Genomic DNA, 23,734 nt, shown 5'->3' with positions numbered 1-23,734 from the left:
GATCATGGCCTCGAGCGCCATGAGCCGTTGGACGCAGTCCCTCTCCGAGGCCCGGCCGGTCTCCTACTGGCTGGACGACCCCGGCCGCCCCGGCCCCGAGCCGGCCCTGACCGGCCGCGTCACCTGCGACCTGCTGGTCGTGGGCGGCGGCTACAGCGGACTGTGGACCGCGTTGATCGCCAAGGAGCGCGACCCCTCACGGGACGTGGTGCTGGTGGAGGGCCGCGAGGTGGGCTGGGCCGCCTCCGGCCGCAACGGCGGGTTCTGCGCCGCCTCCCTCACCCACGGACTGGCCAACGGGCTCGCCCGCTGGCCCGGCGAGATCCACACCCTGGAGCGGCTGGGCGCCCGCAACCTCGACGCCATCGAGGAGACGGTCGCCCGCCACTCCATCGACTGCGACTTCGAACGCACCGGCGAGATCGACGTCGCCACCGAGCCGTACCAGGCGGAGGAACTGCGCGCCTGGTACGACGAGATCAGCGCGCGCGGCCTCGCCGACGGCATCGAGTTCCTGGACGCCGACGCGGTCCGCGAGCAGGTCGACTCGCCCACCTTCGTGGCCGGGCTCCACGACCGCCGGGGCGTCGCCCTGCTCGACCCGGCACGCCTGGCCTGGGGCCTCAAGCGCGCCTGCCTCGACCTCGGGGTGCGCGTGTACGAGCACACCCCCGCCCTCACCCTCCGGCAGTACGGCGCCGGCATGTCCGTCCGCACCCCGTACGGAGCGATCCGCGCCCACCGGGTCGCGCTCGGCACCAACGTCTTCCCCAGCCTGGTGCGCCGGGTCCGCCCCTACACCGTCCCGGTCTACGACTACGCCCTGATGACCGAGCCGCTCAGCGACGAGCAGCTCGCCTCCCTCGGCTGGAGGAACCGCCAGGGACTCGGCGACAGCGCCAACCAGTTCCACTACTTCCGGCTCTCCCGCGACAACCGGATCCTGTGGGGCGGCTACGACGCGGTCTACCCGTACGGCGGCCGGGTGCGCGCCGAGCACGACGACCGGCCGGAGACGTACGCCAAGCTCGCGGGTCACTTCTTCACCTGCTTCCCGCAGCTCGAGGGGGTGCGCTTCACCCACGCCTGGGGCGGCGCGATCGACACCTGCTCCCGCTTCTCGGCGTTCTTCGGCACCGCCCACGCGGGCCGGGTCGCGTACGCGGCGGGCTACACCGGGCTCGGTGTCGGCGCGACGCGGTTCGGGGCGGAGGTGATGCTGGACCTGCTGGCGGGGGAGCGGACCGAGCGCACGGAGCTGGAGATGGTGCGCAGCAAGCCGCTGCCGTTCCCGCCGGAGCCGTTCGCCTGGACCGGCATCGCCCTCACCAAGTGGTCGCTGGCCAGGGCGGACGCCCGTCAGGGGCGGCGCAACCTGTGGCTGCGGACGATGGACCGGCTGGGACTGGGCTTCGACAGCTGAGCGGCGGGCGGGCTGCGCCGGGCACGAGCGGGGCCTGCGCGGGGGCTTGACAGGGGGATTGGTCTGGACCAAATTGAGCGCGCTCCACCCCTCCAACTCCCCCCTGCCCGGAGGCCCTTGTGGACCGCGCCAGACCCCACGCCCGCCGCCCCCTCGCCGCCCTGCTCACCGCCACCGCGCTCGCCGCGGCCGGCGTCACCGCCCTGACGCCGGCCGCCCGCGCGGCCGACGCCGACCTCGCCCGCAACGGCGGCTTCGAGACCGGCCTCGACGGCTGGTCCTGCCCGGCCGGCACCACCGTCACCTCACCCGTCCGCAGCGGCGCCTCCGCCCTGAAGGCCACCCCGGCCGGGTCGGACAACGCCCGCTGCGCCCAGACCGTCACGGTGAAACCCGACTCCTCGTACACCCTCTCCGGCTACGTCCGCGGCGCCTACGTCCACCTCGGCGCGAGCGGCACCGGCACCACCGACGTCTCCGCCTGGACCCAGTCCGCCCCCGACTGGCAGAAGCTCACGACCACCTTCCGCACCGGCCCCTCCACCACCCGGGTCACGATCTACACCCACGGCTGGTACGGCACCGGCGCCTACCACGCCGACGACATCACCCTCACCGGTCCCGGCGGCGAGACCGGCCGGCCGCCCGCCCCGCCCACCGGCCTCACGGCGTCCGGAGCGACCGCCACCAGCGTCTCCCTGTCCTGGTCACCGGCCGCGGGCGCCACCTCCTACGCCGTCTACCGCGACGGCGCCAAGGTCCGCACCGTCACCGGCACCTCCACGACCGTCACCGGCCTGTCGCCCTCGACGGCGTACGCCTTCCAGGTCGCCGCCCTCAACGACGCGGGGGAGTCGGCCCGTTCGGCGACCGTCACCGCGACGACCACCACGCCCGACTCCGGCGGCGACTCCGGCCTCCCGGACCACGCCCTGGTCGGCTACCTCCACGCGAGCTTCGCCAACGGCTCCGGCTACACCCGCCTCGCCGACGTGCCCGACAGCTGGGACGTCATCGACCTGGCCTTCGGCGAACCCACCTCCGTCACCTCCGGCGACATCCGCTTCGAGCGCTGCCCGGCGGCGGAGTGCCCGGGTGTGGAGAGCGACGCCGAGTTCAAGGCGGCGATCAGGGCCAAGCAGGCGGCGGGCAAGAAGGTGCTGATCTCCATCGGCGGCCAGAACGGCCAGGTCCGGCTGACGACGACCGCCGCCCGCGACACCTTCGTCTCCTCCGTCTCGAAGATCATCGACGAGTACGGACTCGACGGCCTGGACATCGACTTCGAGGGTCACTCCCTCTCCCTGGACACCGGCGACACCGACTTCAGGAACCCGAGGACCCCGGTGATCGTCAACCTGATCTCGGCCCTGAGGACCCTCAAGGCCCGCTACGGCGACGACTTCGTCCTGACCATGGCCCCGGAGACCTTCTTCGTCCAGCTCGGCCACCAGTTCTACGGCAGCGGCCCCTGGGGCGGGCAGGACCCGCGCGCGGGCGCCTACCTCCCGGTCATCCACGCCCTGCGCGACGACCTCACCCTGCTGCACGTCCAGGACTACAACTCCGGCCCGATCATGGGCCTGGACGGCCAGTACCACTCCATGGGCGGCGCCGGCTTCCACATCGCCATGACCGACATGCTGCTCACCGGCTTCCCGGTCGCCGGCGACGCGAACAACGTCTTCCCGCCGCTGCGCCCCGACCAGGTCGCCATCGGCATGCCGGCCACCGTCCACGCGGGCAACGGCCACGTGTCCCCGGCCGAGGTCGTCAAGACCCTCGACTGCCTGACGAAAGGCACCGACTGCGGCTCCTACACCCCCCACGGCACCTGGCCGGCCCTGCGCGGCCTGATGACCTGGTCGATCAACTGGGACCGCTTCGGCGGCTGGGAGTTCCAGCGGACGTTCGACGGCTACTTCGGCTGACCAGCACCACGCCGGTCAGCAGCATCGCGCCGAGGCACCAGCTCCCCACCACGTCCAGCGGCCAGTGGTACCCCCGGCGCACCAGCCCGTACGAGGCGCCCAGGACCAGGACGCCGCACAGCGCGACCAGTCCTCGCCGTACGGCCGGCGACCCGAGCAGCGGGAGGAGCAGCAGGGTCGCCGCGCCGTACGCGACCGTCGCCGTGGCGGTGTGGCCGGAGGGGTAGTAGCCGGTCGCCGGGGGGACGGCGGGGGTGCCGGGGCGGTCGGTCCAGGCCTTCAGCGGGGCGACCAGGACGGGGACCAGGATCATGGCCGCCGCCCCGGCGGCGGGCGGGAGCCACCAGCGGTCCATACCTGTGGCGCGCAGCCGCCACGCCGTCACGGCCAGCGCGAGCGCCAGGACGGGCACGGCGACCTCGACGTCGCCGAGGTCGGCGAGGAGTTCGGAGGCCCGGTCGGGGCGTACCAGCGCGTCGCTCAGGCGCTCGTCCAGGTCGAGGAGCGGGCCGTCGGCGAGGACCTGCCAGGTGATCAGCAGGAAGAGGAGGAACGGCACGACCAGCAGCAGCATGCGGGACAGCTTCGCAGGCGGGAGGGTGCGGGCGCACCGGAGGGCCGGCGCAAAGGGGGGGTGTGCGCCGGCCCTCCGGGGAACGGCTTGCCGTGTCCGGTGCCCGGACGGCCGTCCGGATCGGAACGCCGCGCGCCCCGGGGGGTCTGGGGCGGGCGACCGTCCGATCCTGAGGAGACCCGGGGCCCGCGGGCCCCGGCTGTGTGCGCGAGGGCACGACCAGGTCGAAGCTGGGGAGGCCTCGGCCTGAGCCGCCCACAGTCCCCTGTGGGCGGGGGTGTATCTCTCATCCGGGAAGAAACCTACGGCAGGGGGTGGCCCGGCGACAGGGCCCACGGCATCCTGTCATCCACCCCGCACACGTTCTTCACACGCTCTGCCGCCGTCCGGATCCGGACGGCGGGGCAGGGGGCCGGGCGGTCCACCTGCCCCGATGCCGGATCAGACGCGGGCGAGGGCCTGCTCGATGATGTCGAGGCCCTCGTTCAGCAGGTCCTCGCCGATGACCAGCGGCGGCAGGAAGCGCAGCACGTTGCCGTAGGTGCCACAGGTCAGGACCAGCAGGCCCTCCTGGTGGCAGGCCTTCGCCAGCGCGGCCGTCGTCTCCGGGGCCGGCTCCTTGGTGGCGCGGTCCTTGACCAGCTCGACGGCGATCATCGCGCCGCGGCCCCGGACGTCGCCGATGACGTCGAACTTCTCCGCCATGGCGGTGAGGCGGCCCTTCATGACCTCCTCGATGCGCTTCGCCCTGGCGTTGAGGTCCAGTTCCTTCATCGTCTCGATGGCGCCGAGCGCACCCGCGCAGGCCACCGGGTTCCCGCCGTAGGTGCCGCCCAGGCCGCCGGAGTGCGCGGCGTCCATGATCTCCGCGCGGCCGGTGACCGCGGCCAGCGGCAGACCGCCCGCGATGCCCTTGGCCGTGGTGATCAGGTCCGGGACGATGCCCTCGTCCTCGCAGGCGAACCACTGGCCGGTGCGGCAGAAGCCCGACTGGATCTCGTCGGCGACGAAGACGATGCCGTTGTCCTTCGCGAACGCGCTGATCGCCGGCAGGAAGCCCTTGGCGGGCTCGATGAAGCCGCCCTCGCCGAGCACCGGCTCGATGATGATCGCCGCGATGTTCTCCGCGCCGACCTGCTTGGACATCTGGTCGATGGCCTGGGCGGCGGCCTCCGGGCCCGCGTTCTCCGGGCCGGTCGGCCAGCGGTATCCGTAGGCGACCGGCACGCGGTACACCTCGGGCGCGAACGGACCGAAGCCGTGCTTGTACGGCATGTTCTTCGCGGTCAGCGCCATGGTGAGGTTGGTGCGGCCGTGGTAGCCGTGGTCGAAGACGACGACCGCCTGCCGCTTCGTGTACGCGCGGGCGATCTTCACGGCGTTCTCGACGGCCTCGGCGCCGCTGTTGAACAGCGCGGACTTCTTCGCGTGGTCGCCCGGCGTCAGCTCGGCGAGCGCCTCGGCCACGGCCACGTAGCCCTCGTACGGCGTCACCATGAAACAGGTGTGGGTGAAGTCGGCCAGCTGGGCGGAGGCGCGGCGGACGACGGCCTCGGCGGACGCGCCGACGGAGGTCACGGCGATGCCTGAGCCGAAGTCGATCAGACGGTTGCCGTCGACGTCCTCGATGATGCCGCCGCCGGCCCGCGTGGTGAACACGGGCAGCACGGAGCCCACGCCCTGCGCGACCGCGGCGGTACGGCGGGCCTGCAGCTCCTGCGACTTCGGGCCGGGGATGGCGGTGACGACGCGGCGCTCCTGCGGAAGTGCGGTCATGCGGGGCTCCTGGGGGGTGTAACGGACGCTCGTGGCTTCTTTTCCCGCAGGCTAGGGCGGGGGGAGAAGGCTGGGCATGCTCCATGTGGGCGTTGTCCGGTGGTCCGGGTTGTCCGTGATGGACATACCCGCCGGGGACCGGCCGTGCCGACGCGGCGCGGCGGGACGATCCGGCCGAACCCGGACCCCGGCCGTGCCATCGGTGGACGGCGCCTGTCGGGGCGTTAGATTGGCGTGTCTGTAGGCGGACGAGGCGGCTGCTCAGGGGGCAGGGGCGATGGACAGCGAGGGTACCCAGGACGCGCGGGGCACGCAGGCCGGCCCCGTGCCGCGCCCGGCGGGACCACCTCAGGTACCGGCGGCGCCACCGCGCCCCGCGCACGCGCCGGGCGTGCCGCCGCCCCCGGACGGCTCCGCGTTCCTCGCGTGGCTGCGCACCGCGCGCCCCGAGACGCCTCCCGGCATCTGGCGGTTCGGCCACCGGCCCCGCCCCGAGGAGGAGCCGGAGACCGTCCCCGGCCGCCAGCTGTTCAGCGGCGCGCTGATCGCGTTCCTCGTCGGCTGGCTGATCTGGTCGCTGCTGTGGAACGGCTACCTCGGCGGCTGGTGGCTGCTGCCGCTGTACGCGATGATCCCCGACTCCTGGGCCGAGCCGCACAGCTTCGCCGCCGTCGTGGTCGTCTACGCCTACTACGTGCTCATCGCCGGGGTCATCATGGTCGGCGTGGGCCGGCTCGGCCGCTGGGGCGAGATCTGGCGCCGCTACGGCCCGCCCGCCTGGCGCCGCACCGGCGGACGGGACGAGCCCCCGCCCGCCCCCGAGGAGGACCCGGCCGCCTGGCCCGCGCTGCGCGCCGCCGGGGCCGTCGACGCCGCCGAGCGGCTCGCCTCCGACGCCCGGGCCGGGCTGATGCGGGACGTCGACCACGCCCGCATCGCCCGCGCCTGGCAGGGCGTGCGCACCGGCCGGCACAGCCTCGCCACCTTCACCGGGGCCGTGCTGAAGGACGGCGCCGCCGCCTGCCCGCACCCGTCCGGCGCCCGCGACCTGTCCGTCCGGCAGGCCCGCCACGACCTGCTCACCGGCCAGGTGCGGCTCGGCACCACCGCCGACGACCCGCGCAACCCCTACGCCTACCGCGGCGCCGGACTCGCCCTCGGCCCGGAGCTGCTGGGGACCTCGATGCTCGCGGTCGGACCGGCCGGCTCCGGCAAGACCGGCGGTGTGGTCCGGCCGGTCGCCGAGTCGCTGTGCCTCCAGGCGCTCGCCGGACGGACCGCCGTGGTGGTGGTCGGCGCGGCCGGCGCGGGCCTCGGCCCGTCCGACGCCTACGACGTCGTCGTCCGCATCGGCAGCCCCGACTCCGTCTACGACCTCGACCTGTACGGCGGCACCACCGACCCCGACGAGGCGGCGGCCGTGCTCGCCGAGGCGCTGGTCGGCGACCTCGCGGACCCGCATCCGGGCAGCGACACCCGCCGCTCCACCACCGTCCTCGCCCAGCTCCTCGGGCCGTTCCGCGCGGTGCACGGCCGCTTCCCGTCGGTGCCGGAGCTGCGGCAGCTGCTCGACGGCGCCCCCGGCCCCCTGGCCGCCCTGCGCCAGGGCCTCCAGGACGCGGGCCGGGAGTCGCTGCTGCGCGAACTCGACGCCCGGGAACGGCAGATGGGCCACCCCGGTGACGTGGCCGGGATCCTCGCCGACCGGGTGGCGCTGCTGGACCGGCCCGCCTTCTCCGGCTTCTTCGACACCTCGGGGCAGTCCCGGCCGTTCTCCCTCAAGGCGCTCGACCACCCCGTCCGGGTGCGCGTGGACCTGCCCGAGCGGGGCCACGCCGACGCCTCGCGGATGCTGGCGCGGCTGGTCCTCGCCCAGTTCACGGCGAGCGTCACGGTCCGTGAGGACCGCTCCCTGTTCGCCTGCCTGGTGCTGGACGACGCCACCGGTGTGATCACCCCCGAGTCCGTGCGCGGCATCCAGCGGCTGCGGTCGGCCAACGCCGGCGTGCTGCTCACCCTGCGCACCCTGGACGACGTGCCCCGTCCGCTGCGCGGCCCGCTGCTCGGGGCGACCGGCTGCCGCATGGCGCTGTCCGGCGTGACCCCGTGGGACGGGCAGGACTTCGCCGAGGTGTGGGGCAAGGAGTGGACCGAGGCGCGGGACGTCACCGACCGGCAGATCATCGCCGACAGCCCGATGGGCAAGGCGGTGCACGCGCTGCGGCGGGCGATCACCGGCAAGGCGCCCACCGCGCGGGCGGTCACCGTGCGCCAGGTCGAACGCGAGCGCTGGTCGGCGTCCGAGCTGGCGCACGCGGTGCCCGCGGGGCACGCGGTGCTGTCGCTGACGAACGTGAAGGGGGAGCACGCGCCTCCGCTGCTGGTGGACCTGCGGGAGTGAGCGGTCCCGGCCGCCGGGGGTCGTACGGTGAGGCAGAATCGACACAGGTCGTTCATACGAGACGGCCAAGTGATCACCGTTCTTGCACACCCGATCGCCGACCCGAAGGCTCACCGCCCCGATGCCCCCGACGCTCGCCTCGCTCGTCCACCACTCCGCGCTCAAACTGACCGTGCGCGCGGGGGAGGACCGCCTCGACGCGCCCGTCCGCTGGGCGCACGCCAGCGAGCTCGCCGACCCGGTGCCGTACATGGAGGGCGGCGAGCTGCTCCTGATCACCGCGCTGAAACTCGACGCGGAGGACCGGGACGCGATGCGCCGCTACGTGAAGCGGCTGGTCGGCGCGGGCGTGGTCGGACTCGGTTTCGCCGTCGGCGTCCACTACGACGACATCCCCGAGGCGCTGGTCGAGGCCGCGAAGGAAGAAGGGCTGCCGCTGCTGGAGGTGCCGCGCCGCACCCCGTTCCTCGCCATCAGCAAGGCCGTGTCCGCCGCGATCGCCGCCGACCAGTACCGCGCGGTCACCGCCGGCTTCGCCGCCCAGCGGGAACTCACCCGGCACACCCTCACGGACGGCCCCGAGGGCCTGCTCGCGGCGCTCGCCGCCCAGGTCGACGGGTGGGCCGCCCTGTACGACGCCTCCGGCGCGGTCGTCGCCGCGGCGCCGGACTGGGCGGGCCGGCGCGCCGCCCGGCTGACCGCGGAGGTCACGCGGCTGCGCGAACGGCCCGCGCCCGCCTCGTCGGTGGTCGCGGGACCGGAGAACGAGGACCGGGTCGAGCTGCACTCCCTCGGCACCGGACGCCGTCCCCGCGCCGCCCTCGCCGTCGGCACCGCGTCCGCCCCCGGCACCGCCGAGCGCTACGCCGTGCACTCCGCCGTCGCGCTGCTCACCCTCACCACCGAACGCTCCCGCTCCCTGCACGCGGCCGAACAGCGCATCGGCGCGGCCGTGCTGCGCATGCTGCTCGCCGGGGAGCCGGACCACGCCCGTGCGGTCGCCGGGGACCTGTACGGCGGCCTGCTCGACGCGCCGTTCCGGATCATCGTCGCCGAGACCGGCGCCGCCCCCGCCGCCCGTGCGCAGGGCGACGCGGGCGCCGACGCCCTCGGGGCGCTCGCCGAGGCCGCCGAGTCCGCCGCCGCCCGCTCCGGCGAGGCGGTCCTCGTGGTGCCGGAGGGGGACCGGCTGATCGTGCTGGCCGCCGACGGCGGCACCGTCGTCGGCGCCTGCTGCGACCACGCCGCCGCGCGGGAGGCGGCCCGCAAGACGAACGACGACGACCTGGTCGCCGGCCTGTCCGCACCGGCCGGCCCGATCGCCGCGTCCGCCGCCTACAAGCAGGCGGAGCAGGCGCTGTCCGTGGCCCGGCGACGGGGCAGGGTGCTGGTGGAGCACGAGCAGATGGCCGCCGGCTCCGTGCTGCCGCTGCTCGCCGACGACGCGGTGAAGGCGTTCGCCGACGGGCTGCTGCGGGCGCTGCGCGACCACGACGCGACCGGCCGCGGCGACCTCGTCGCCTCCCTGCGCGCCTGGCTCTCCCGGCACGGCCAGTGGGACGCGGCCGCCGCCGACCTCGGCGTCCACCGCCACACCCTGCGCTACCGCATGCGCCGCGTCGAGGAGATCCTCGGCCGCTCCCTGGACGACCCGGACGTCCGCATGGAGCTGTGGCTCGCGCTGAAGGCGACGGCCGCGGACACCGCCTGAGCCGCGGGGCCTGCGCGACGGGTCCCGCCGAGGACGCGGCGCCGTCGGCCGCCGCCCCCGCTCCCGGCTTCGCTCCGGCAGGGGACCCTCATCGCGTCGAGTGCTTTCTCCGGCTCGCGGCCGGACGCACCGGACCCCGCTCGCCTGCCCGGCGAGGCGCTGCCGACGCCCTCCGGCTCGGTCCGCCGGACAGACCCCGGTGCCCGGTCCCGCCCGTGCTGCCAAAGTGGCACGGAATTCCGGGGCAGTACTCCGCGCAGGACAAACGCCGGGCCGCCGCGCCGCACCTACCGTGGAGCCCAGCAACCCACGTACACCTCCTCCGCGGAAGGGCCGGGACCTCATATGACTTCCACCCACGCCTTCTGGCTCGCCGGCCGCCAGGCCACCGGCGAGACCGCCTTCGACGTCACCTCCCCCTGGGACGGCAGGGTCGTCGGCGCCGTGAGCGTGCCGACCGACGCCCAGGTCGAGGAGGCCGTGGCCGCCGCGTACGCCGTGCGGGACGAGTTCGCCGCCACCCCCGCCCACGTCCGGGCCGCCGCCCTGGACCACGTCAGCCGCCGGCTGGCCGAGCGCACCGAGGAGATCGCCGAGCTGATCTCCGCCGAGAACGGCAAGCCGATGAAGTGGGCCCGCGGCGAGGTCGGCCGGGCCGTGTCCGTGTTCCGCTTCGCCTCCGAGGAGGCCCGCCGCTTCAACGGCGGCGAGGCCCAGCGGCTCGACACCGACGCGGGCGGCCAGGGCCGGCTCGCCCTCACCCGCCGTTTCCCGAAGGGCGTCGTCCTCGGCATCGCGCCGTTCAACTTCCCGCTGAACCTGTGCGCCCACAAGGTGGCCCCGGCGATCGCCGCCGGCGCGCCCATCGTGCTGAAGCCGGCGCCGGCCACCCCGCTGTCCGCACTGATCCTCGGTGAGCTGCTGGCCGAGACCGGGCTGCCCGCCGGTTCCTGGAGCGTCCTGCCGGTGCCCAACGACCGCATGCCCGCCCTGGTCCAGGACGAGCGGCTGCCGGTCATCTCCTTCACCGGCTCCGAGAAGGTCGGCTACGCGATCATGGACTCGGTGCCGCGCAAGCACTGCACCCTGGAGCTGGGCGGCAACGGCGCGGCCGTCGTCCTCGCCGACTTCGCGAGCGACGAGGACCTGGACCGGGCCGCGAACCGCATCGCCACCTTCTCCAACTACCAGGGCGGCCAGTCCTGCATCTCCGTCCAGCGCGTCATCGCCGACGCCTCGGTGTACGACCGGCTGCTGCCGCGCATCGTCGCCGCCGTGGAGGCCCAGGTCACCGGTGACCCGAGCGACGACGCCACCGACGTCGGCCCGCTGATCAGCGAGGACGCCGCCCAGCGCGTCGAGGCGTGGGTGCAGGAGGCCGTCGAGGCCGGCGCCACCCTCCTCACCGGCGGCAAGCGCGACGGCGCCGCGTACGCGCCGACCGTGCTCACCGACGTGCCGGCCGACGTGACGCTCTCCTGCGAGGAGGTCTTCGGGCCGGTGCTGACGGTGCGGAAGGTGAACGGCGAGGAGGAGGCGTTCGCCGCCGTCAACGACTCCAAGTACGGCCTCCAGGCGGGCGTGTTCACCCACGACCTGCAGACGGCCTTCCGCGCCCACCGCGCGCTGGAGGTCGGCGGCGTGGTCATCGGCGACGTGCCCTCCTACCGCGCCGACCAGATGCCGTACGGCGGCGCCAAGCAGTCCGGTGTGGGCCGTGAGGGCGTGCGGTTCGCGATGGAGGACTACACCTACGAGCGGGTGATGGTCCTCACCGGTCTCGCCCTCTGACGGAGGGACGCCGGCCGTGCGAGGGCCCGGCGCCGAACGCGTTCGGCGCCGGGCCCTCGCACGGCCGTGCCGGGTCTCAGACCCCGAAGCCGATCCGCGCCACCCGCAGCGCCCCGCGCACCCGCAGCCGTACGTCCCGCACCCCGCCGGGCGCCCCGGCGACGGGCGCGGTCAGCGTGACGTACGCGTACGGGTCCGCCGTGGGCGCGTCCGAGGACAGGGAGGCCGGCGGCGGGCCGCCGTCGAGGACGACCTCGACCGTGCCCGTGCCGGACACCTCCACGGACACCTCCCGCACCCCGGCCCCGAAGTCGCAGCGCCGGTAGAGGAGTTCGCCGTCCTTGCCGTCGATCGGGGTCACCGCGTCGCCGGCCTCCTTCGTCCGGTCGACGATCTCGGTGCCGCTCTGCTCGTCGAAGCCGGCCGCCTCCAGGCCGCGTTCGACGACCGGGCGCGGACCGCCCGGCTCGCCCTCCAGCGTGACCGTGGTGCGCAGCCGCACGTCCTCGCTGGACGCGCCGGCCAGCAGCTCGTACGCCCCCGGCTCCACGCGCCACCGGCCGGCCGCCACGTCCCAGAAGGCGAACGCGGACAGCGGCAGGTCGAAGAAGAGCCGGGTGCTCTCCCCGGGCGTCAGCGTCACCCGGCGGTGGCCGAGCAGTTCGCGGCGCGGACGCGGCACCGAGGGGTCCGGGGCCCGCCCGTAGAGCTGGGCCACCTCGTCGGCCGTCACCGCGCCGGTGTTGGTCACCTCGAACGCGACCCGCACCCCGGAGCCCGTCACGTCCGCCGTCAGCTCCCCGTAGGAGAAGGACGCGTAGGACAGGCCGTGGCCGAAGGGGAACAGCGGGGCGCCCTCGAAGTAGAGGTAGGTCTGGCGCCCGCCGATCACGTCGTAGTCGAGAAGGTCCGGCAGGTCGGCGTCGGCGGCGTACCAGGTCTGCGGCAGCCGCCCGGCGGGGGAGACGTCCCCGGCGAGCACCCGGGCCAGTGCCGTGCCGGCCGCCTGGCCGCCGTGCGCGGTCCACAGCACCGCCGGGAGGTCCGCCGGGTCCACCGCGTACGGGTAGGCGGACACCAGGGTCAGCACCGTGCGCGGATTGGCGGTCCGGGCGGCGCGCAGCAGCCGCTCCTGCTGGGCGGGCAGGCGCAGGGTGGTGCGGTCCTCCGTCTCCCGTCCGTTGATGTGCGGGTCGTTGCCGGCGACCACCACGACCACGTCGGCCCCGGCGGCGGCACGGGCCACGGCGTCCTCCCCGCGCTCGGTGACGACCAGCTCGAACACCTCCGGCTCGCCCTCGGCCGCCCGCACCCCGTCCGGGGTGACCCGCACGGGGTGTCCGGTCCCCAGGTGGCGCAGCAGGTGGCCGTCGCCGTGCGGCTCCAGCCGGAACGTCTCCTGCACGATCCAGCCGCCCGGCTGGTCGGCGGAGGCGCGCAGGTACCCGTCATCGGCGACCGAGAGGTACCGGCCGTCCGGGGCGCGCAGCGTGAGCACACCGTCGCCCCAGTCCACGAGGGCGAGTTCGGTGCCGTCCGGTCCCGCGGTGAGCGGCGGCAGGTCGGTGCGGCCCGCGAGCAGCGCAGGGTCGAGGGCGCCCTCGGCGCCGCGCGCCGTCTCCGGGGCGTCGGGCGCGGGCGGCACGTGCAGGAAGGCGCCGGAGGAGGTGCGCAGCAGGACGCGGTCCACCCCCTCGGCGAACTCCACGCGGTCGGCGCCGAACCGTTCGTACAGGCCCTCCAGCGGGGTGGAGCGGTGGATCAGGCCGCCGCTGTACCAGTCGAGCTTGCACTCGTCGGCGAGCAGCCCGGTCACCGCGATCCGGAGGCCGGGGGCGAGCGGCAGCAGGCCGTCGTTCCTCAGCAGCACGACCGCCTGCTCGGCGGCCTCCTGGGCGAGCGCCCGGTGCTCGGGGGTGTCGAAGGCCCGCTCGTCGGCGTACGGGTCCCTGTCCGGGTCGAACTCGCCGAGCCGGAACCGCACCGACAGCTGCCGCCGGACCGCCGTGTCGATGTCCTCCTCGGTCAACAGGCCCTGTTCCAGCGCCCCCTTGAGCCGGGCGACGATCTTCGTGCTGTCGGTGCCGTGGTCGGTGAAGCTGTCGACGCCCGCGCGCAGTGCCGCCGCCGTGGCCTCCTCGTGCGTGTCGAAGTAGTGCTCGGAGTCGACCAGGTTGGACGGCGCCCCCGCGTCGGAGCAGACCAGCAGCTCCTCCTCGGTCCAGGTGCGCAACTGCTCGCGCAGGTACGGCGACACGTGGTTGGGGCGGCCGTTGACCAGGTTGTACGCCGGCATCACCCCGGCCACCGCGCCCGCCTCCACGGTGTCGCGGAAGGCCCGCAGGTCGTACTCGTGCAGCACGCGCGGCCGTACCGAGCTGGACGCGGTGTCCCGGCGCGTCTCGTTGTTGTGCGCCAGCCAGTGCTTCAGGACGGGCGCGGTGCGCCAGTACACCGGGTGGTCGCCGCGCAGGCCGCGGGTGTAGGCGGTGGCGATCGCCGAGGTGAGCCGCGGGTCCTCGGAGTAGCCCTCCTCGTTGCGGCCCCACAGCGGGTGGCGCAGCAGGTTGACGGTGGGCGACCAGACGTTCAGGCCGACCCGTTCGTCGCGGGCGCGCATCGCGCGGGCCTCCCGGGAGACCGCCTCGCCCACCCGGCGCACCAGGTCCTCGTTCCAGGTCGCGCCCAGCCCCACGGCCTGCGGGAAGACGGTCGCCGGGCCCATCCAGGCGACCCCGTGCAGGGCCTCCTGGCCGGTGCGGAACGCGGCGACGCCCAGCCGCTCGACGGCCGGGGCGAACTGGTGCAGGAAACCGATCCTCTCGTCCAGGGTGAGCCGCGACAGCAGGTCGTCGATGCGCTCGGCGAACGGCAGGTCCGGGTCGCGGAACGGCGGCGTGGGCGGGGTGGGTGCGGTCACGTGGGAGTCCCCTCGGGATGGAGCGCTGCGCTTTCGAAGCGCTTCGATGCTCGGTGCGGTCGTGCCGGGTGTCAAGGGATCCGCGCGCGGAGACCCCTGCGTCGTTCTGTCGTGCGGCGCCTCGCTCTCCTGACTCCCCTCCCAAGTGATCGCGCATCTGTCTCAGGAATTATCGAATCGGCTCTTGTGCGCCTCTGGGTGTTCCCCTAACCTCGCAGCACATCGAAGCGCTTCGACAGCGAGGCCGCCGTGAGGGCGTGCATCTCCCGCCGGACGACCGCTTCCGATCGGCCAGTTCCACCGAAGACACCACAGCCGACGGCCACCTGCCGGGTGTCCTGGTGCGCCACGAAGGGTTGACGCAATGACGCCGAACGCCGCTTCCTCCTCCGGGCCGAGCCGGAGAAGCTTCCTCGCCTCCACGGCGGCCGCCACCGCGGCGGTGGCCGCGGGGACGCCGCTGCTGGCCGCCTGCGGCGGCGGGGGCCAGGAGGGCCGCAAGGAGGGCACCACCTCGGGCAAGGAGGCCGCGAAGATCCTCCCGGCGTTCGTGGCGTCGAACGTCGTCACCCCGGACATCCCGGCGAAGAACGGGTCGGCGGCCGGCTTCACCCGGGCGATCCCCACGGCCGAGCTGAAGACCTCGGTGCCGAAGAAGCTGGGCAGCGGCGGCGGACTGACCGTCATGTCGCCGTTCTGGGGCACCCCGCCGAAGGGCGACAACCCGTACTACACCGCGATGAACGAGGCCGTCGGCGTCGACGTCACCTGGCAGAACCAGGACGGCGTCACCTACGACCAGAAGCTCGGCGCGGTGCTCGCCTCCAGCGAGGTCCCGGACGTCGTGGTCGTCCCCGGCTGGAACCTGATGGGCCGCATCCCCGGCGCGATCAACGCCAAGTTCGCCGACCTCGGCCCCTACCTCTCCGGCGACAAGGTGAAGGACTACCCGAACCTCGCCGCGGTCCCCACCGAGGCCTGGCAGCGCGGCATCTTCGGCGGCCGGTTGCGCGGCGTCCCGATGCCCGCCTCGTACGTCACCGACATCGCGCCGCTGTACCGCAAGGACCTGTTCGCGAAGCGGGGATACAGCGTCCCGGGCGACCCCGGCGAGTTCCTGGCGTGGGCGAAGGAGGCCACCGACGCCAAGTCCAAGCTGTGGGCCTGCGACGACATGAAGTGGACGGCGTTCAACATCTTCGGCGTCCTCTCCGGCAGCGACAAGGCGCTCTGGTGGAACCTGGAGGGCGACAAGCTGGTCAACCGCATCGAGACCGAGCAGTACCTCGAGGCGCTGGAGTGGACCCGCAAGCTGTACGCCGCCGGAGTGGTCCACCCCGACGCGGTGCAGGGCAAGGCGGGCGGCGACGCGGGCAACCGGTTCACCGCCGGCGAGGTGCTGGTCTACAACCAGAACATCTCCGACTGGTGGGGCAAGACCGCCGAACAGCGCACGCAGAACGCCGGCTTCGAGATGGAGGCGTTCGACTACTTCGGCCCCGACGGCGGCGATCCCACCCTGTGGGCGGTCCAGCCGGCCAACATCTTCACCTTCGTCTCCAGGAAGGCGTCCGAGCAGCAGATCAAGGACTTCCTCGCGCTCTGCAACTTCTGCGCCGCGCCGTACGGCACCAAGGAGTTCATGCTCACCGCCTACGGCGTCGAGGGCACCGACTACACGGTCGAGAAGGGCCTGCCGGTCAAGACGCAGCAGGGCGTCAACGAGGTCAACGGCGCCTACGACTACACCGGCAACCCGGCCCCGTACATCGCCTACCCCGACCTGCCCGAGGTCACCAAGGGGATGGTCGAGTGGCAGCAGCGCATGGGGGCCTTCACCAAGAAGTCGTCGTTCTTCGGGCTCACCGTCACCGAGCCCACCCGCTGGTCCAATCTCGCCGACGGCTTCGAGCAGCTCGAGGACGACGTGGTGCGCGGCCGCAAGAAGATCGGTGACGTGCAGCAGGCCGTGTCCGACTGGCGGAGCAGGGGCGGCGACGGGCTGCGCGACTGGTACCGCAAGCTGCTCGACGACAACGGCTCGGCCGACTGACCCGGACCTGAGGCAAGGAGACGGCCGTGTCGCACAGCACGGTGCCTCGGGGGACGACCGAGGCGCAGACACCCCAGCAGGACGCCGGCGAGGCGGCCGGGTCCCCCAAGGGCCCGGCCGCGGCCCGGCGGGGCGGGCGGGGACCCGGGAGGAAGAACTCCGGCAGGCTGGGGTTCCGGCTCAGGTGGCGGCGCGACCGCACGCTGATCCTGATGACCGTCCCCGCCCTGCTGCTGGTCCTGGTCTTCAACTACGTGCCGATCCTCGGCAACGTGATCGCGTTCCAGGACTACGACCCCTATCTCAGCGAGAACGGCTTCGTCGCCATCTTCGAGAGCCCGTGGGTCGGCCTCGAGCAGTTCGAGCGGATCTTCGCCGACTCCGCCTTCTGGCACGCGGTGCGGAACACCTTCGTGCTGTTCTTCCTCCAGCTGGTGCTCTACTTCCCGATCCCGATCCTGCTCGCGCTGCTCATCAACAGCGTGGTGCGGCCCCGGGTGCGGGCGGTCGCCCAGGCGATCATGTACCTGCCGCACTTCTTCTCCTGGGTGCTCGTCGTCACCGTCTTCATGCAGATCTTCGGCGGCGCCGGCATCATCGCGCAGACCCTCCGCCGCCACGGCTACGAGGGCTTCGACCTGATGACGAACCCGGAGATCTTCAAGTACCTGGTGACGGCCGAGACCGTCTGGAAGGACGCCGGCTGGGGCATCATCGTCTTCCTCGCCGCCCTCTCCTCCGTCTCCAACGACCTGTACGAGGCCGCCGCCATGGACGGCGCCGGACGCTGGCGCCGCATGTGGCACGTCACCCTCCCCGCGCTGCGCCCGGTGATCGCCCTGCTGCTGGTGCTGCGCGTCGGCGACGCCCTCACCGTCGGCTTCGAGCAACTGCTGCTGCAGAGACAGGCGGTGGGCGTCGACGCCTCCGAGGTCCTCGACACCTACGTGTGGTGGAACGGCATCCGCAACCAGGACTTCAGCTACGCCGCCGCGGCGGGACTCATCAAGGGCGTGGTGGGCCTGGGCCTGGTCCTCACCGCCAACAAGGTGGCCCACCTCATGGGCGAGCAGGGGGTGTACAAGAAATGACCGCCGTCCTCGGCACCCGCCCGGACCCCGGGAAGACCCGGGCGAAGAAGCCCGGCCGCTGGTCCGCGCCGCCCCGCCCGGTGTGGGAGGAGGAGCCGTCCCGCGCCGGACAGGCCGGCAAGGGCCTCGCCCTCGGTCTCGCCTGCCTGGCCATCCTCTTCCCGCTGTGGATCGTGATCGTCACCAGTCTGCAGACCAAGAAGACCATCGACGAGGCCGGCGGCCTGGTGGTGATCCCCAAGGGCATCACCTTCGTCGCCTACCAGGAGCTGCTCGGCGGCGGACAGGTGCAGCGCGCCGCCCTGGTCAGCGTCGGCGTCACCGTCGTCGGCACCCTGTTCAGCATGGCCGTGTCGGTGCTCTGCGCCTACGGCCTCTCCCGCAGCGGCTCGCTGGGCCACCGCTGGATCCTGATGACCCTGCTCGCCACCATGTTCTTCGGCGCCGGGCTCATCCCGACCTACCTGCTGGTGCAGGCGCTCGGACTCACCGACACCTATCTGGCGCTGATCCTGCCGAGCGCGGTGAGCGTGTTCAACATCCTGGTGCTGCGCGCGTTCTTCATGAACATCTCGCAGGAGCTCGTCGACAGCGCCCGCATCGACGGCGCGGGGGAGTGGCGGATCCTGTTCCGCATCGTGATGCCGCTGTCCCGCGCGGTCATCGCGGTGATCTCCCTGTTCTACGCAGTGGGGTACTGGAGCGCCTGGTTCAACGCCTCCATCTACCTCACCGACCAGGACATGATGCCGCTGCAGAACGTCATGATCCAGCTGGTGCAGAAACAGGAGCGGCCCGTCGGACTGGCCGCGCAGATCAACACGGGGCAGCTGTCCCCGCTGGCCATCCAGATGGCCGTGATGGTGCTGGCCCTGCTGCCGGTGGCCGTGCTCTCGCCCTTCGTCCAGAAGCACTTCAAGAAGGGGATGCTCACCGGGGCGGTCAAGGGATGACCCCCTGCGCGGGACGCCCGGTGACACCGGGCGTCCCGCGCCCGCGCAGCCTCTCCGACCGCCCCTTGTTCCGAGGACCTGACATGTTCGTGCCCTCCGTCCGCCGGTGCGCGGCGCCCGCCGCCCGAACCCGGGGGACCGTCTGATGCCCCGCCTGGACGACGTCACCCGCGGCCGCATCCTCTACGGCGGCGACTGGAACCCCGAGCAGTGGCCCGAGGAGACCTGGGAGGAGGACGTCCGCCTGATGCGCGAGGCCGGGGTCAACTCCGTGACCCTCGGCGTCTTCTCCTGGTCCCGGATCGAACCCCGGCCGGGCGAGCGGGACTTCGGCTGGCTGGACCGGCTGATGGACCTGGCCCACGACAACGGCATCGGCGTCGTCCTCGCCACCCCCACCGCCTCACCGCCGCCGTGGGTGGGCCGGCTGCACCCGGACACGCTGCCCGTCGACGCCGACGGCCACACCGAACTGTGGGGAGGCCGCCAGCACTTCTCGCACTCCAGCGCCACCTACCGACGCCTGGCCGCCGCGATCACCGAGGACCTGGCCGCCCGCTACGCCGCCCACCCGGCCCTCACCCTCTGGCACATCAACAACGAGTACTGCACCTTCGACCACGGCGACGAGGCCGCCGCCCGCTTCCGCACCTGGCTGCGCCGCCGTCACGGCACCCTCGACGCCCTCAACACCGCCTGGGGCACCGCCTTCTGGAGCCAGGGTTACGGCGACTGGGCGGAGGTGCTGCCGCCCCGGCGCACCCACTACCTGAAGAACCCCGCGCAGGTGCTGGACTTCCGGCGCTTCACCTCCGACATGCTCCTGGAGTGCTTCACCGCCGAGCGCGACATCGTCCGCCGGCACACCCCGCACCTCCCGGTCACCACCAACTTCATGCCGCTGTGGTCCGGGCAGGACGCCTGGCGCTGGGCCGAGGAGGAGGACGTCGTCTCCGTCGACCTCTACCCCGACCCGGACGACCCCTGCGGCGCGCAGCACGGGGCTCTCGTGCAGGACATGACCCGCTCGCAGGCGCGCGGCCCGTGGATGCTCATGGAGCAGGCGGCCGGCGCGGTCAACTGGCGGCCGGTGAACCGCCCCAAGCCGCGCGGCCTGAACCGCCTGTGGTCGCTGCAGGCCGTGGCGCGCGGCGCGGACGCCGTCTGCTACTTCCAGTGGCGGCAGTCCCGGCAGGGCGCCGAGAAGTTCCACTCCGGCATGCTCGGCCACGCCGGCCCGGAAGGCCGCGCCCACCAGGAGACACGCCGGCTCGGCGCGGACCTGGCACGGATCGGCCCGCACGTCGCCGGCGGCGCGGTCACCGCCGACGTCGCCGTGCTGCACGACTGGCACGCCTGGTGGGCGAGCGACCAGGAGGCACGCCCGTCCCGCGCCGCCGGCCACGCCGAGATCCTCGGCGCCTGGCACCGCGCGCTGTGGCGGGCCCACCTCACCACGGACTTCGCCCACCCCGAGCACGACCTCACCGGCTACCGGATGGTCGTCGTCCCGCAGCTGCACCTCCTCACCGACCGGGCCGCCGACAACCTCGTGGCGTACGTGCGCGGCGGCGGCACCCTGGTCTGCGGCTTCCTCACCGGCGTCGTGGACCAGGACGACCGGGTGCGGCCCGGCGGCATGGACGAGCGGCTGCGCGCCCTCTTCGGCATCCGCACCCTGCACGAGTGGTGGCCGCTGGAGCCGGGCGCGACCGTGGAGGCGGAGGGCGGCCTGCGCGGCACCCTGTGGTCCGAGGAACTGGAACCCGACGGCACCGCCGACGAGACCGTGGCCTACCGGGGCGGCGAACTGGACGGACTGCCCGCCGTGCTGCGCAAGGGCCGCGCCTGGTACGTCTCCACCCTGCCCGAACCGGACGCCCTGCGGGACCTGCTCGCCCGCGTCGCCGCCGGGGCGGGGGCGCGGCCGGTGCTGGACGGGCTCCCGGACGAGGTCGAGGCGGTGCGCCGGGGCGGGCTGCTGTTCCTGCTGCACCACGGCCGCGGCGAGGTCACCGTGGACGTCCCCGGCACCCACCGCGACCTGCTCACCGGCGCCGCCGTCACCGACCGGGTCACCCTCGGCCGCTACGGCGTGGCGGTGCTGGCGCCATGACCACCGGACCCGTGCACGGCACCTGGGAGCCCCGGCCGGCCGCCCGCTGGGAGGACGCCTTCCTGTGCGGCAACGGCCGGCACGGCGCCCTCGTCCTCGGCGACCCGGACGACGACCGGACCGTCGTCACCCACCACACCCTCGTCCGGCCCGGCGACGACGAGGGCGGCCGGCACCGGCTGCCGCCCCTGCTGGCCGACGCGCTCCCCGGCCTCCAGGACCGGCTGCTGGCCGGCGACCTCACCGCAGCCGAGGACTTCACCGACGGACGCCCGCTCCAGTGGGTGCGGCCCTTCCACCCCGCCTTCCAGATCCGCCTGCGCCACCACGAGGGCGCCGCCGGCCTGACCGGCTACCGCCGCGCGGTCGACTTCGCCACCGGCGAGGCCACCGCCCGCCACGACGGCCGCACCAGCCGCGTCCTCGTCTCCCGCGCCGACGACGTGATCGTCCAGCACGTCACCGGCCGCGACCTCACCCTCCACCTCTCCCTGGACCACCGCCTGCCGAACGCGCCCGCCGGGCTGCGCGTCGGGCACGGCGCCGTCCTCACCGCCGAGGGCGCCCTGCTCAGCCTGCGCGCCCGCTACCCCGGCAGCGACCTCGCGTACACCGGCGTGACCGTGGCCGCCGTCACCGGCGGGCGCACCGAACTCGCCCCGCCCGGGGCGCGGATCACCGGCGCCCGCTCGGTGCTGCTGCTCACCCGGGTGCTGCGGCACACCGGCGAGGCGGACGTGGCCGCCGAGGGCCGCGCCCTGCGCGACCTGCTCACCCCGGACGAGCCGACGTACGACAGGCTCCTCGACCGGCATCTCGCCCTGCACCGCACCGCCTACCAGCGCGTCACCCTCGACCTGGACGCCGACCCGGCCGAACGGGCGCTGCCCGGATCCGCGTTGCTCGCCCGGCCGCGGAGCACCGCCCTGCTGGAGCGGCTGTTCGCCGCCGGCCGCTATCACCTGCTGTCGTCCAGCGGCCTGTTCCCGCCCCGGCTCACCGGGCTGTGGACCGGCGACTGGGACACCGCCTGGTCGGGTGCGTTCACCCTGGACGCCAACCTCAACCTCCAGACCGCGTCCGCCGCCGCGGCCGCCCTCCCGGAAGTCACCGAGGCCCTGGCGGCCTTCGTCCAGGCCCAGTCGCCCCACTGGCGGGACAACGCCCGCGCGGTGTTCGGCGCCCGGGGGGTGGTCACGCCCGCGCACACCGACGGCGAGTCCGGGCACAGCTACCACTTCAGCCGCGAGTACCCCCTGCACCTGTGGACCGCGGGCGCCGACTGGCTGCTCAAGCCGCTCGTCGACCACGACGAGACCTACGGCGCCCGCGACCCGCGCACCGCCGCCGCGCTCGCCGAGGTCGCCGACTTCTACGAGGATTTCCTCACCCGTACCGCCCCCGACGGCTCGCTGGCCGTCGTCCCCTCCTACTCGCCCGAGAACCGTCCCGCCAACGGCAGCTGGGGCGCGCTGAACGCGGCCATGGACCTCTCCGCCGCCCGGCACGCCCTGCACACCGCCGCCGCGTACCACCCGGACCGCGCCGGCCGGCTGCGCGCCCTCGCCGACCGGCTGCCCCCGCACCGCGTCAACGCCGACAAGGCGCTCGCCGAATGGGCCTGGCCCGGCCTGGACGACACCTACGACCACCGTCACCTCAGCCACCTCTACGGCGTCTGGCCCCTGGACGAGATCACCCCTCACGACACCCCGGAGCTCGCCGAGGCCGCCCGCCGCGCCCTCGAACTGCGCGGCCCCGAGAACGACTCCGCGCACGGCCATCTGCACCACGCCCTGATCGCCGCCCGGCTCCGGGACGGCAAGCGGGTGGCCGACGCGCTCGGCCGCGTGCTCGACGGCGACTTCTTCCACGACTCCCTGATGAGCGCCCACTATCCGCACCGGAACGTCTACAACGCCGACGCCGCCCACACCCTGCCCGCCGTGCTGATCGAGGCGCTCGTGCAGTCCACCCCCGACCGGCTGGTGCTGCTGCCCGCCCCGCTCCCGGCGCTGCCGAGCGGGCGGCTGACCGGCGTCCGCACCCGCTTCGGCGCCGTACTCGACCTCACCTGGACACCGGACGGCGGCACCGCCGTCCTCCGGCCCGACCGCACCCACCGCATCACCCTGTGGACCCCCGCCGGCGCCGAGCCGCTCGACCTGGCCGCCGGTGAGGAGCGCGTCGTCCCGCTGCCGGCGGCGACGGCGATGACCAGGCACGTCCCCCCACCCATGGAAGGAACACCATGGCACCGAAAACCCTGCGCGGGATCGTCCGGGCGCTGATCGCCCCCACCCTCGCCCTCGGCGTGACGGTCGGACCGGCCTCCGCGCCCGCGCACGCCGCCGTCTGGAACTCCTGCGCCCAGTGGGGCAACACCACCCTGGACGGCTACATCCTCTACAACAACATCTGGGGCTCCGGCGCCGGTTCGCAGTGCGTCTGGGCCAACTCCGGCACCAACTGGGGCGTCTGGGCGGACCACCCGAACACCGGCGGCATCAAGTCCTACCCGAACGCCAAGAAGGTGATCGACAAGCGGATCTCCTCGCTGCGTTCGCTCACCAGCAGCTACCGGGTCACCGTCCCGTCGACGGGCGCGTACAACACCTCGTACGACATCTGGGACACGGACTACGACTACGAGATCATGCTCTGGGTCAACCACAACGGGGCCGTCGGTCCGCTCGGGACCGCGCAGGGCACCGTGAGCCTCGGCGGCCACACCTGGAACGTGTACAAGGGGAACAACGGCGCCAACGAGGTCTTCTCGTTCCTGCGCACCTCGGACTCCACCTCCGGCACCGTCGACATCCTCCCCGTCCTGAAGTGGATCAAGGACACCAAGGGCTGGATGGGCGACGAGACCATCGGCGACGTGCAGTTCGGCTACGAGATCACCTCGTCCGCCGGCGGCCTCGACTTCCGCACCGACAGCCTGACCGTCTCCGGCGGCTGACCGCCGCGCGTCCCCGTGCCGTCCGTACC

14 protein-coding genes are annotated in these 23,734 nt (G+C 73.7%); 11 read left to right on the top strand and 3 right to left on the bottom strand.

The window, feature by feature from the left end:
* The first annotated feature begins 4 nt into the window (after positions 1 to 4).
* Both C1708_RS09200 and C1708_RS09195 read left to right on the top strand, forming a co-directional pair.
* Positions 5 to 1,423 (top strand): NAD(P)/FAD-dependent oxidoreductase, encoded by a 1,419-nt coding sequence (locus C1708_RS09200; protein WP_106412202.1) that lies wholly within the window; start codon positions 5 to 7, stop codon positions 1,421 to 1,423.
* A 119-nt stretch (positions 1,424 to 1,542) separates the two neighbouring features.
* Complete coding sequence (locus C1708_RS09195; RefSeq protein ID WP_106412201.1) at positions 1,543 to 3,354, top strand: chitinase; 1,812 nt, start codon at positions 1,543 to 1,545, stop codon at positions 3,352 to 3,354.
* Here the strand turns inward: C1708_RS09195 and C1708_RS09190 are convergent.
* Together C1708_RS09190 and gabT are read right to left on the bottom strand one after the other, a co-directional pair.
* Positions 3,293 to 3,928: a phosphatase PAP2 family protein gene (locus C1708_RS09190; protein ID WP_106412200.1), complete on the bottom strand. Its 636-nt coding sequence runs from the start codon at positions 3,926 to 3,928 to the stop codon at positions 3,293 to 3,295. The genes C1708_RS09195 and C1708_RS09190 overlap by 62 nt on opposite strands.
* A gap of 441 nt (positions 3,929 to 4,369) precedes the next feature.
* Positions 4,370 to 5,704 carry a 4-aminobutyrate--2-oxoglutarate transaminase gene (gabT, locus tag C1708_RS09185; RefSeq protein ID WP_106412199.1) on the bottom strand — a complete coding sequence of 445 codons (1,335 nt, stop codon included), beginning with the start codon at positions 5,702 to 5,704 and terminating at the stop codon, positions 4,370 to 4,372.
* Positions 5,705 to 5,981: 277 nt separating this feature from the next.
* On the opposite strand from gabT, the gene C1708_RS09180 reads away from it, so the two are divergent.
* The 3 genes from C1708_RS09180 to C1708_RS09170 all read left to right on the top strand — a co-directional run bounded on the left by C1708_RS09180 (position 5,982) and on the right by C1708_RS09170 (position 11,607).
* A complete protein-coding gene (locus C1708_RS09180; protein ID WP_106412198.1) occupies positions 5,982 to 8,105 on the top strand; it encodes an ATP-binding protein in 2,124 nt (707 codons plus the stop codon).
* A 121-nt stretch (positions 8,106 to 8,226) separates the two neighbouring features.
* Entirely contained in the window at positions 8,227 to 9,816 is a 1,590-nt protein-coding gene (locus C1708_RS09175; protein ID WP_106412197.1) for a PucR family transcriptional regulator, read from the top strand.
* A 345-nt stretch (positions 9,817 to 10,161) separates the two neighbouring features.
* Positions 10,162 to 11,607 (top strand): aldehyde dehydrogenase family protein, encoded by a 1,446-nt coding sequence (locus tag C1708_RS09170; protein ID WP_106412196.1) that lies wholly within the window; start codon positions 10,162 to 10,164, stop codon positions 11,605 to 11,607.
* 76 nt (positions 11,608 to 11,683) lie between these two features.
* Here the strand turns inward: C1708_RS09170 and C1708_RS09165 are convergent, their stop codons facing one another.
* Positions 11,684 to 14,527, bottom strand: coding sequence for a glycoside hydrolase family 3 C-terminal domain-containing protein (locus C1708_RS09165; protein WP_106412195.1), 2,844 nt, complete (start codon positions 14,525 to 14,527; stop codon positions 11,684 to 11,686).
* A 364-nt stretch (positions 14,528 to 14,891) separates the two neighbouring features.
* On the opposite strand from C1708_RS09165, the gene C1708_RS09160 reads away from it, so the two are divergent.
* From C1708_RS09160 to C1708_RS09135, 6 genes are all read left to right on the top strand, one after another.
* Positions 14,892 to 16,580, top strand: a complete 1,689-nt coding sequence (locus C1708_RS09160) for an extracellular solute-binding protein (RefSeq protein ID WP_106412194.1) — start codon at positions 14,892 to 14,894, stop codon at positions 16,578 to 16,580.
* A gap of 26 nt (positions 16,581 to 16,606) precedes the next feature.
* Positions 16,607 to 17,671 carry an ABC transporter permease gene (locus C1708_RS09155; RefSeq protein WP_106412193.1) on the top strand — a complete coding sequence of 355 codons (1,065 nt, stop codon included), beginning with the start codon at positions 16,607 to 16,609 and terminating at the stop codon, positions 17,669 to 17,671.
* Positions 17,668 to 18,624 carry a carbohydrate ABC transporter permease gene (locus C1708_RS09150; protein WP_106412192.1) on the top strand — a complete coding sequence of 319 codons (957 nt, stop codon included), beginning with the start codon at positions 17,668 to 17,670 and terminating at the stop codon, positions 18,622 to 18,624. Before C1708_RS09155 ends, C1708_RS09150 begins: the two co-directional genes overlap by 4 nt.
* Before the next feature lie 145 nt (positions 18,625 to 18,769).
* On the top strand, positions 18,770 to 20,740 hold the full coding sequence (locus C1708_RS09145) for a beta-galactosidase (protein WP_106416224.1): 1,971 nt from the start codon (positions 18,770 to 18,772) through the stop codon (positions 20,738 to 20,740).
* The gene (locus C1708_RS09140) at positions 20,737 to 23,031 is read left to right on the top strand and encodes a glycosyl hydrolase family 95 catalytic domain-containing protein (RefSeq protein WP_241911207.1); all 2,295 of its coding nucleotides are present in this window, start codon (positions 20,737 to 20,739) and stop codon (positions 23,029 to 23,031) included. The genes C1708_RS09145 and C1708_RS09140 overlap by 4 nt, the downstream gene beginning before the upstream one ends.
* A complete protein-coding gene (locus C1708_RS09135) occupies positions 22,992 to 23,705 on the top strand; it encodes a glycoside hydrolase family 12 protein (RefSeq protein ID WP_106412191.1) in 714 nt (237 codons plus the stop codon). Before C1708_RS09140 ends, C1708_RS09135 begins: the two co-directional genes overlap by 40 nt.
* The last annotated feature ends 29 nt before the right edge of the window (positions 23,706 to 23,734 follow it).

The sequence above is a fragment of the Streptomyces sp. DH-12 genome (assembly GCF_002899455.1).
Taxonomy (GTDB): domain Bacteria; phylum Actinomycetota; class Actinomycetes; order Streptomycetales; family Streptomycetaceae; genus Streptomyces.
Note: the sequence above shows the minus strand (reverse complement) of the source record. Positions and strands in the feature narration are given on the sequence as shown.

Excerpts from the sequence above, each read along its gene's own strand:
- C1708_RS09135 (WP_106412191.1), top strand. The coding sequence starts at position 22,992 with ATGGCACCGAAAACCCTGCGCGGGATCGTCCGGGCGCTGATCGCCCCC.
- C1708_RS09145 (WP_106416224.1), top strand. The coding sequence starts at position 18,770 with ATGCCCCGCCTGGACGACGTCACCCGCGGCCGCATCCTCTACGGCGGC.
- C1708_RS09140 (WP_241911207.1), top strand. The coding sequence starts at position 20,737 with ATGACCACCGGACCCGTGCACGGCACCTGGGAGCCCCGGCCGGCCGCC.
- C1708_RS09200 (WP_106412202.1), top strand. The coding sequence starts at position 5 with ATGGCCTCGAGCGCCATGAGCCGTTGGACGCAGTCCCTCTCCGAGGCC.
- C1708_RS09150 (WP_106412192.1), top strand. The coding sequence starts at position 17,668 with ATGACCGCCGTCCTCGGCACCCGCCCGGACCCCGGGAAGACCCGGGCG.
- C1708_RS09160 (WP_106412194.1), top strand. The coding sequence starts at position 14,892 with ATGACGCCGAACGCCGCTTCCTCCTCCGGGCCGAGCCGGAGAAGCTTC.
- gabT (WP_106412199.1), bottom strand. The coding sequence starts at position 5,704 with ATGACCGCACTTCCGCAGGAGCGCCGCGTCGTCACCGCCATCCCCGGC.
- C1708_RS09190 (WP_106412200.1), bottom strand. The coding sequence starts at position 3,928 with ATGCTGCTGCTGGTCGTGCCGTTCCTCCTCTTCCTGCTGATCACCTGG.
- C1708_RS09175 (WP_106412197.1), top strand. The coding sequence starts at position 8,227 with ATGCCCCCGACGCTCGCCTCGCTCGTCCACCACTCCGCGCTCAAACTG.
- C1708_RS09180 (WP_106412198.1), top strand. The coding sequence starts at position 5,982 with ATGGACAGCGAGGGTACCCAGGACGCGCGGGGCACGCAGGCCGGCCCC.
- C1708_RS09170 (WP_106412196.1), top strand. The coding sequence starts at position 10,162 with ATGACTTCCACCCACGCCTTCTGGCTCGCCGGCCGCCAGGCCACCGGC.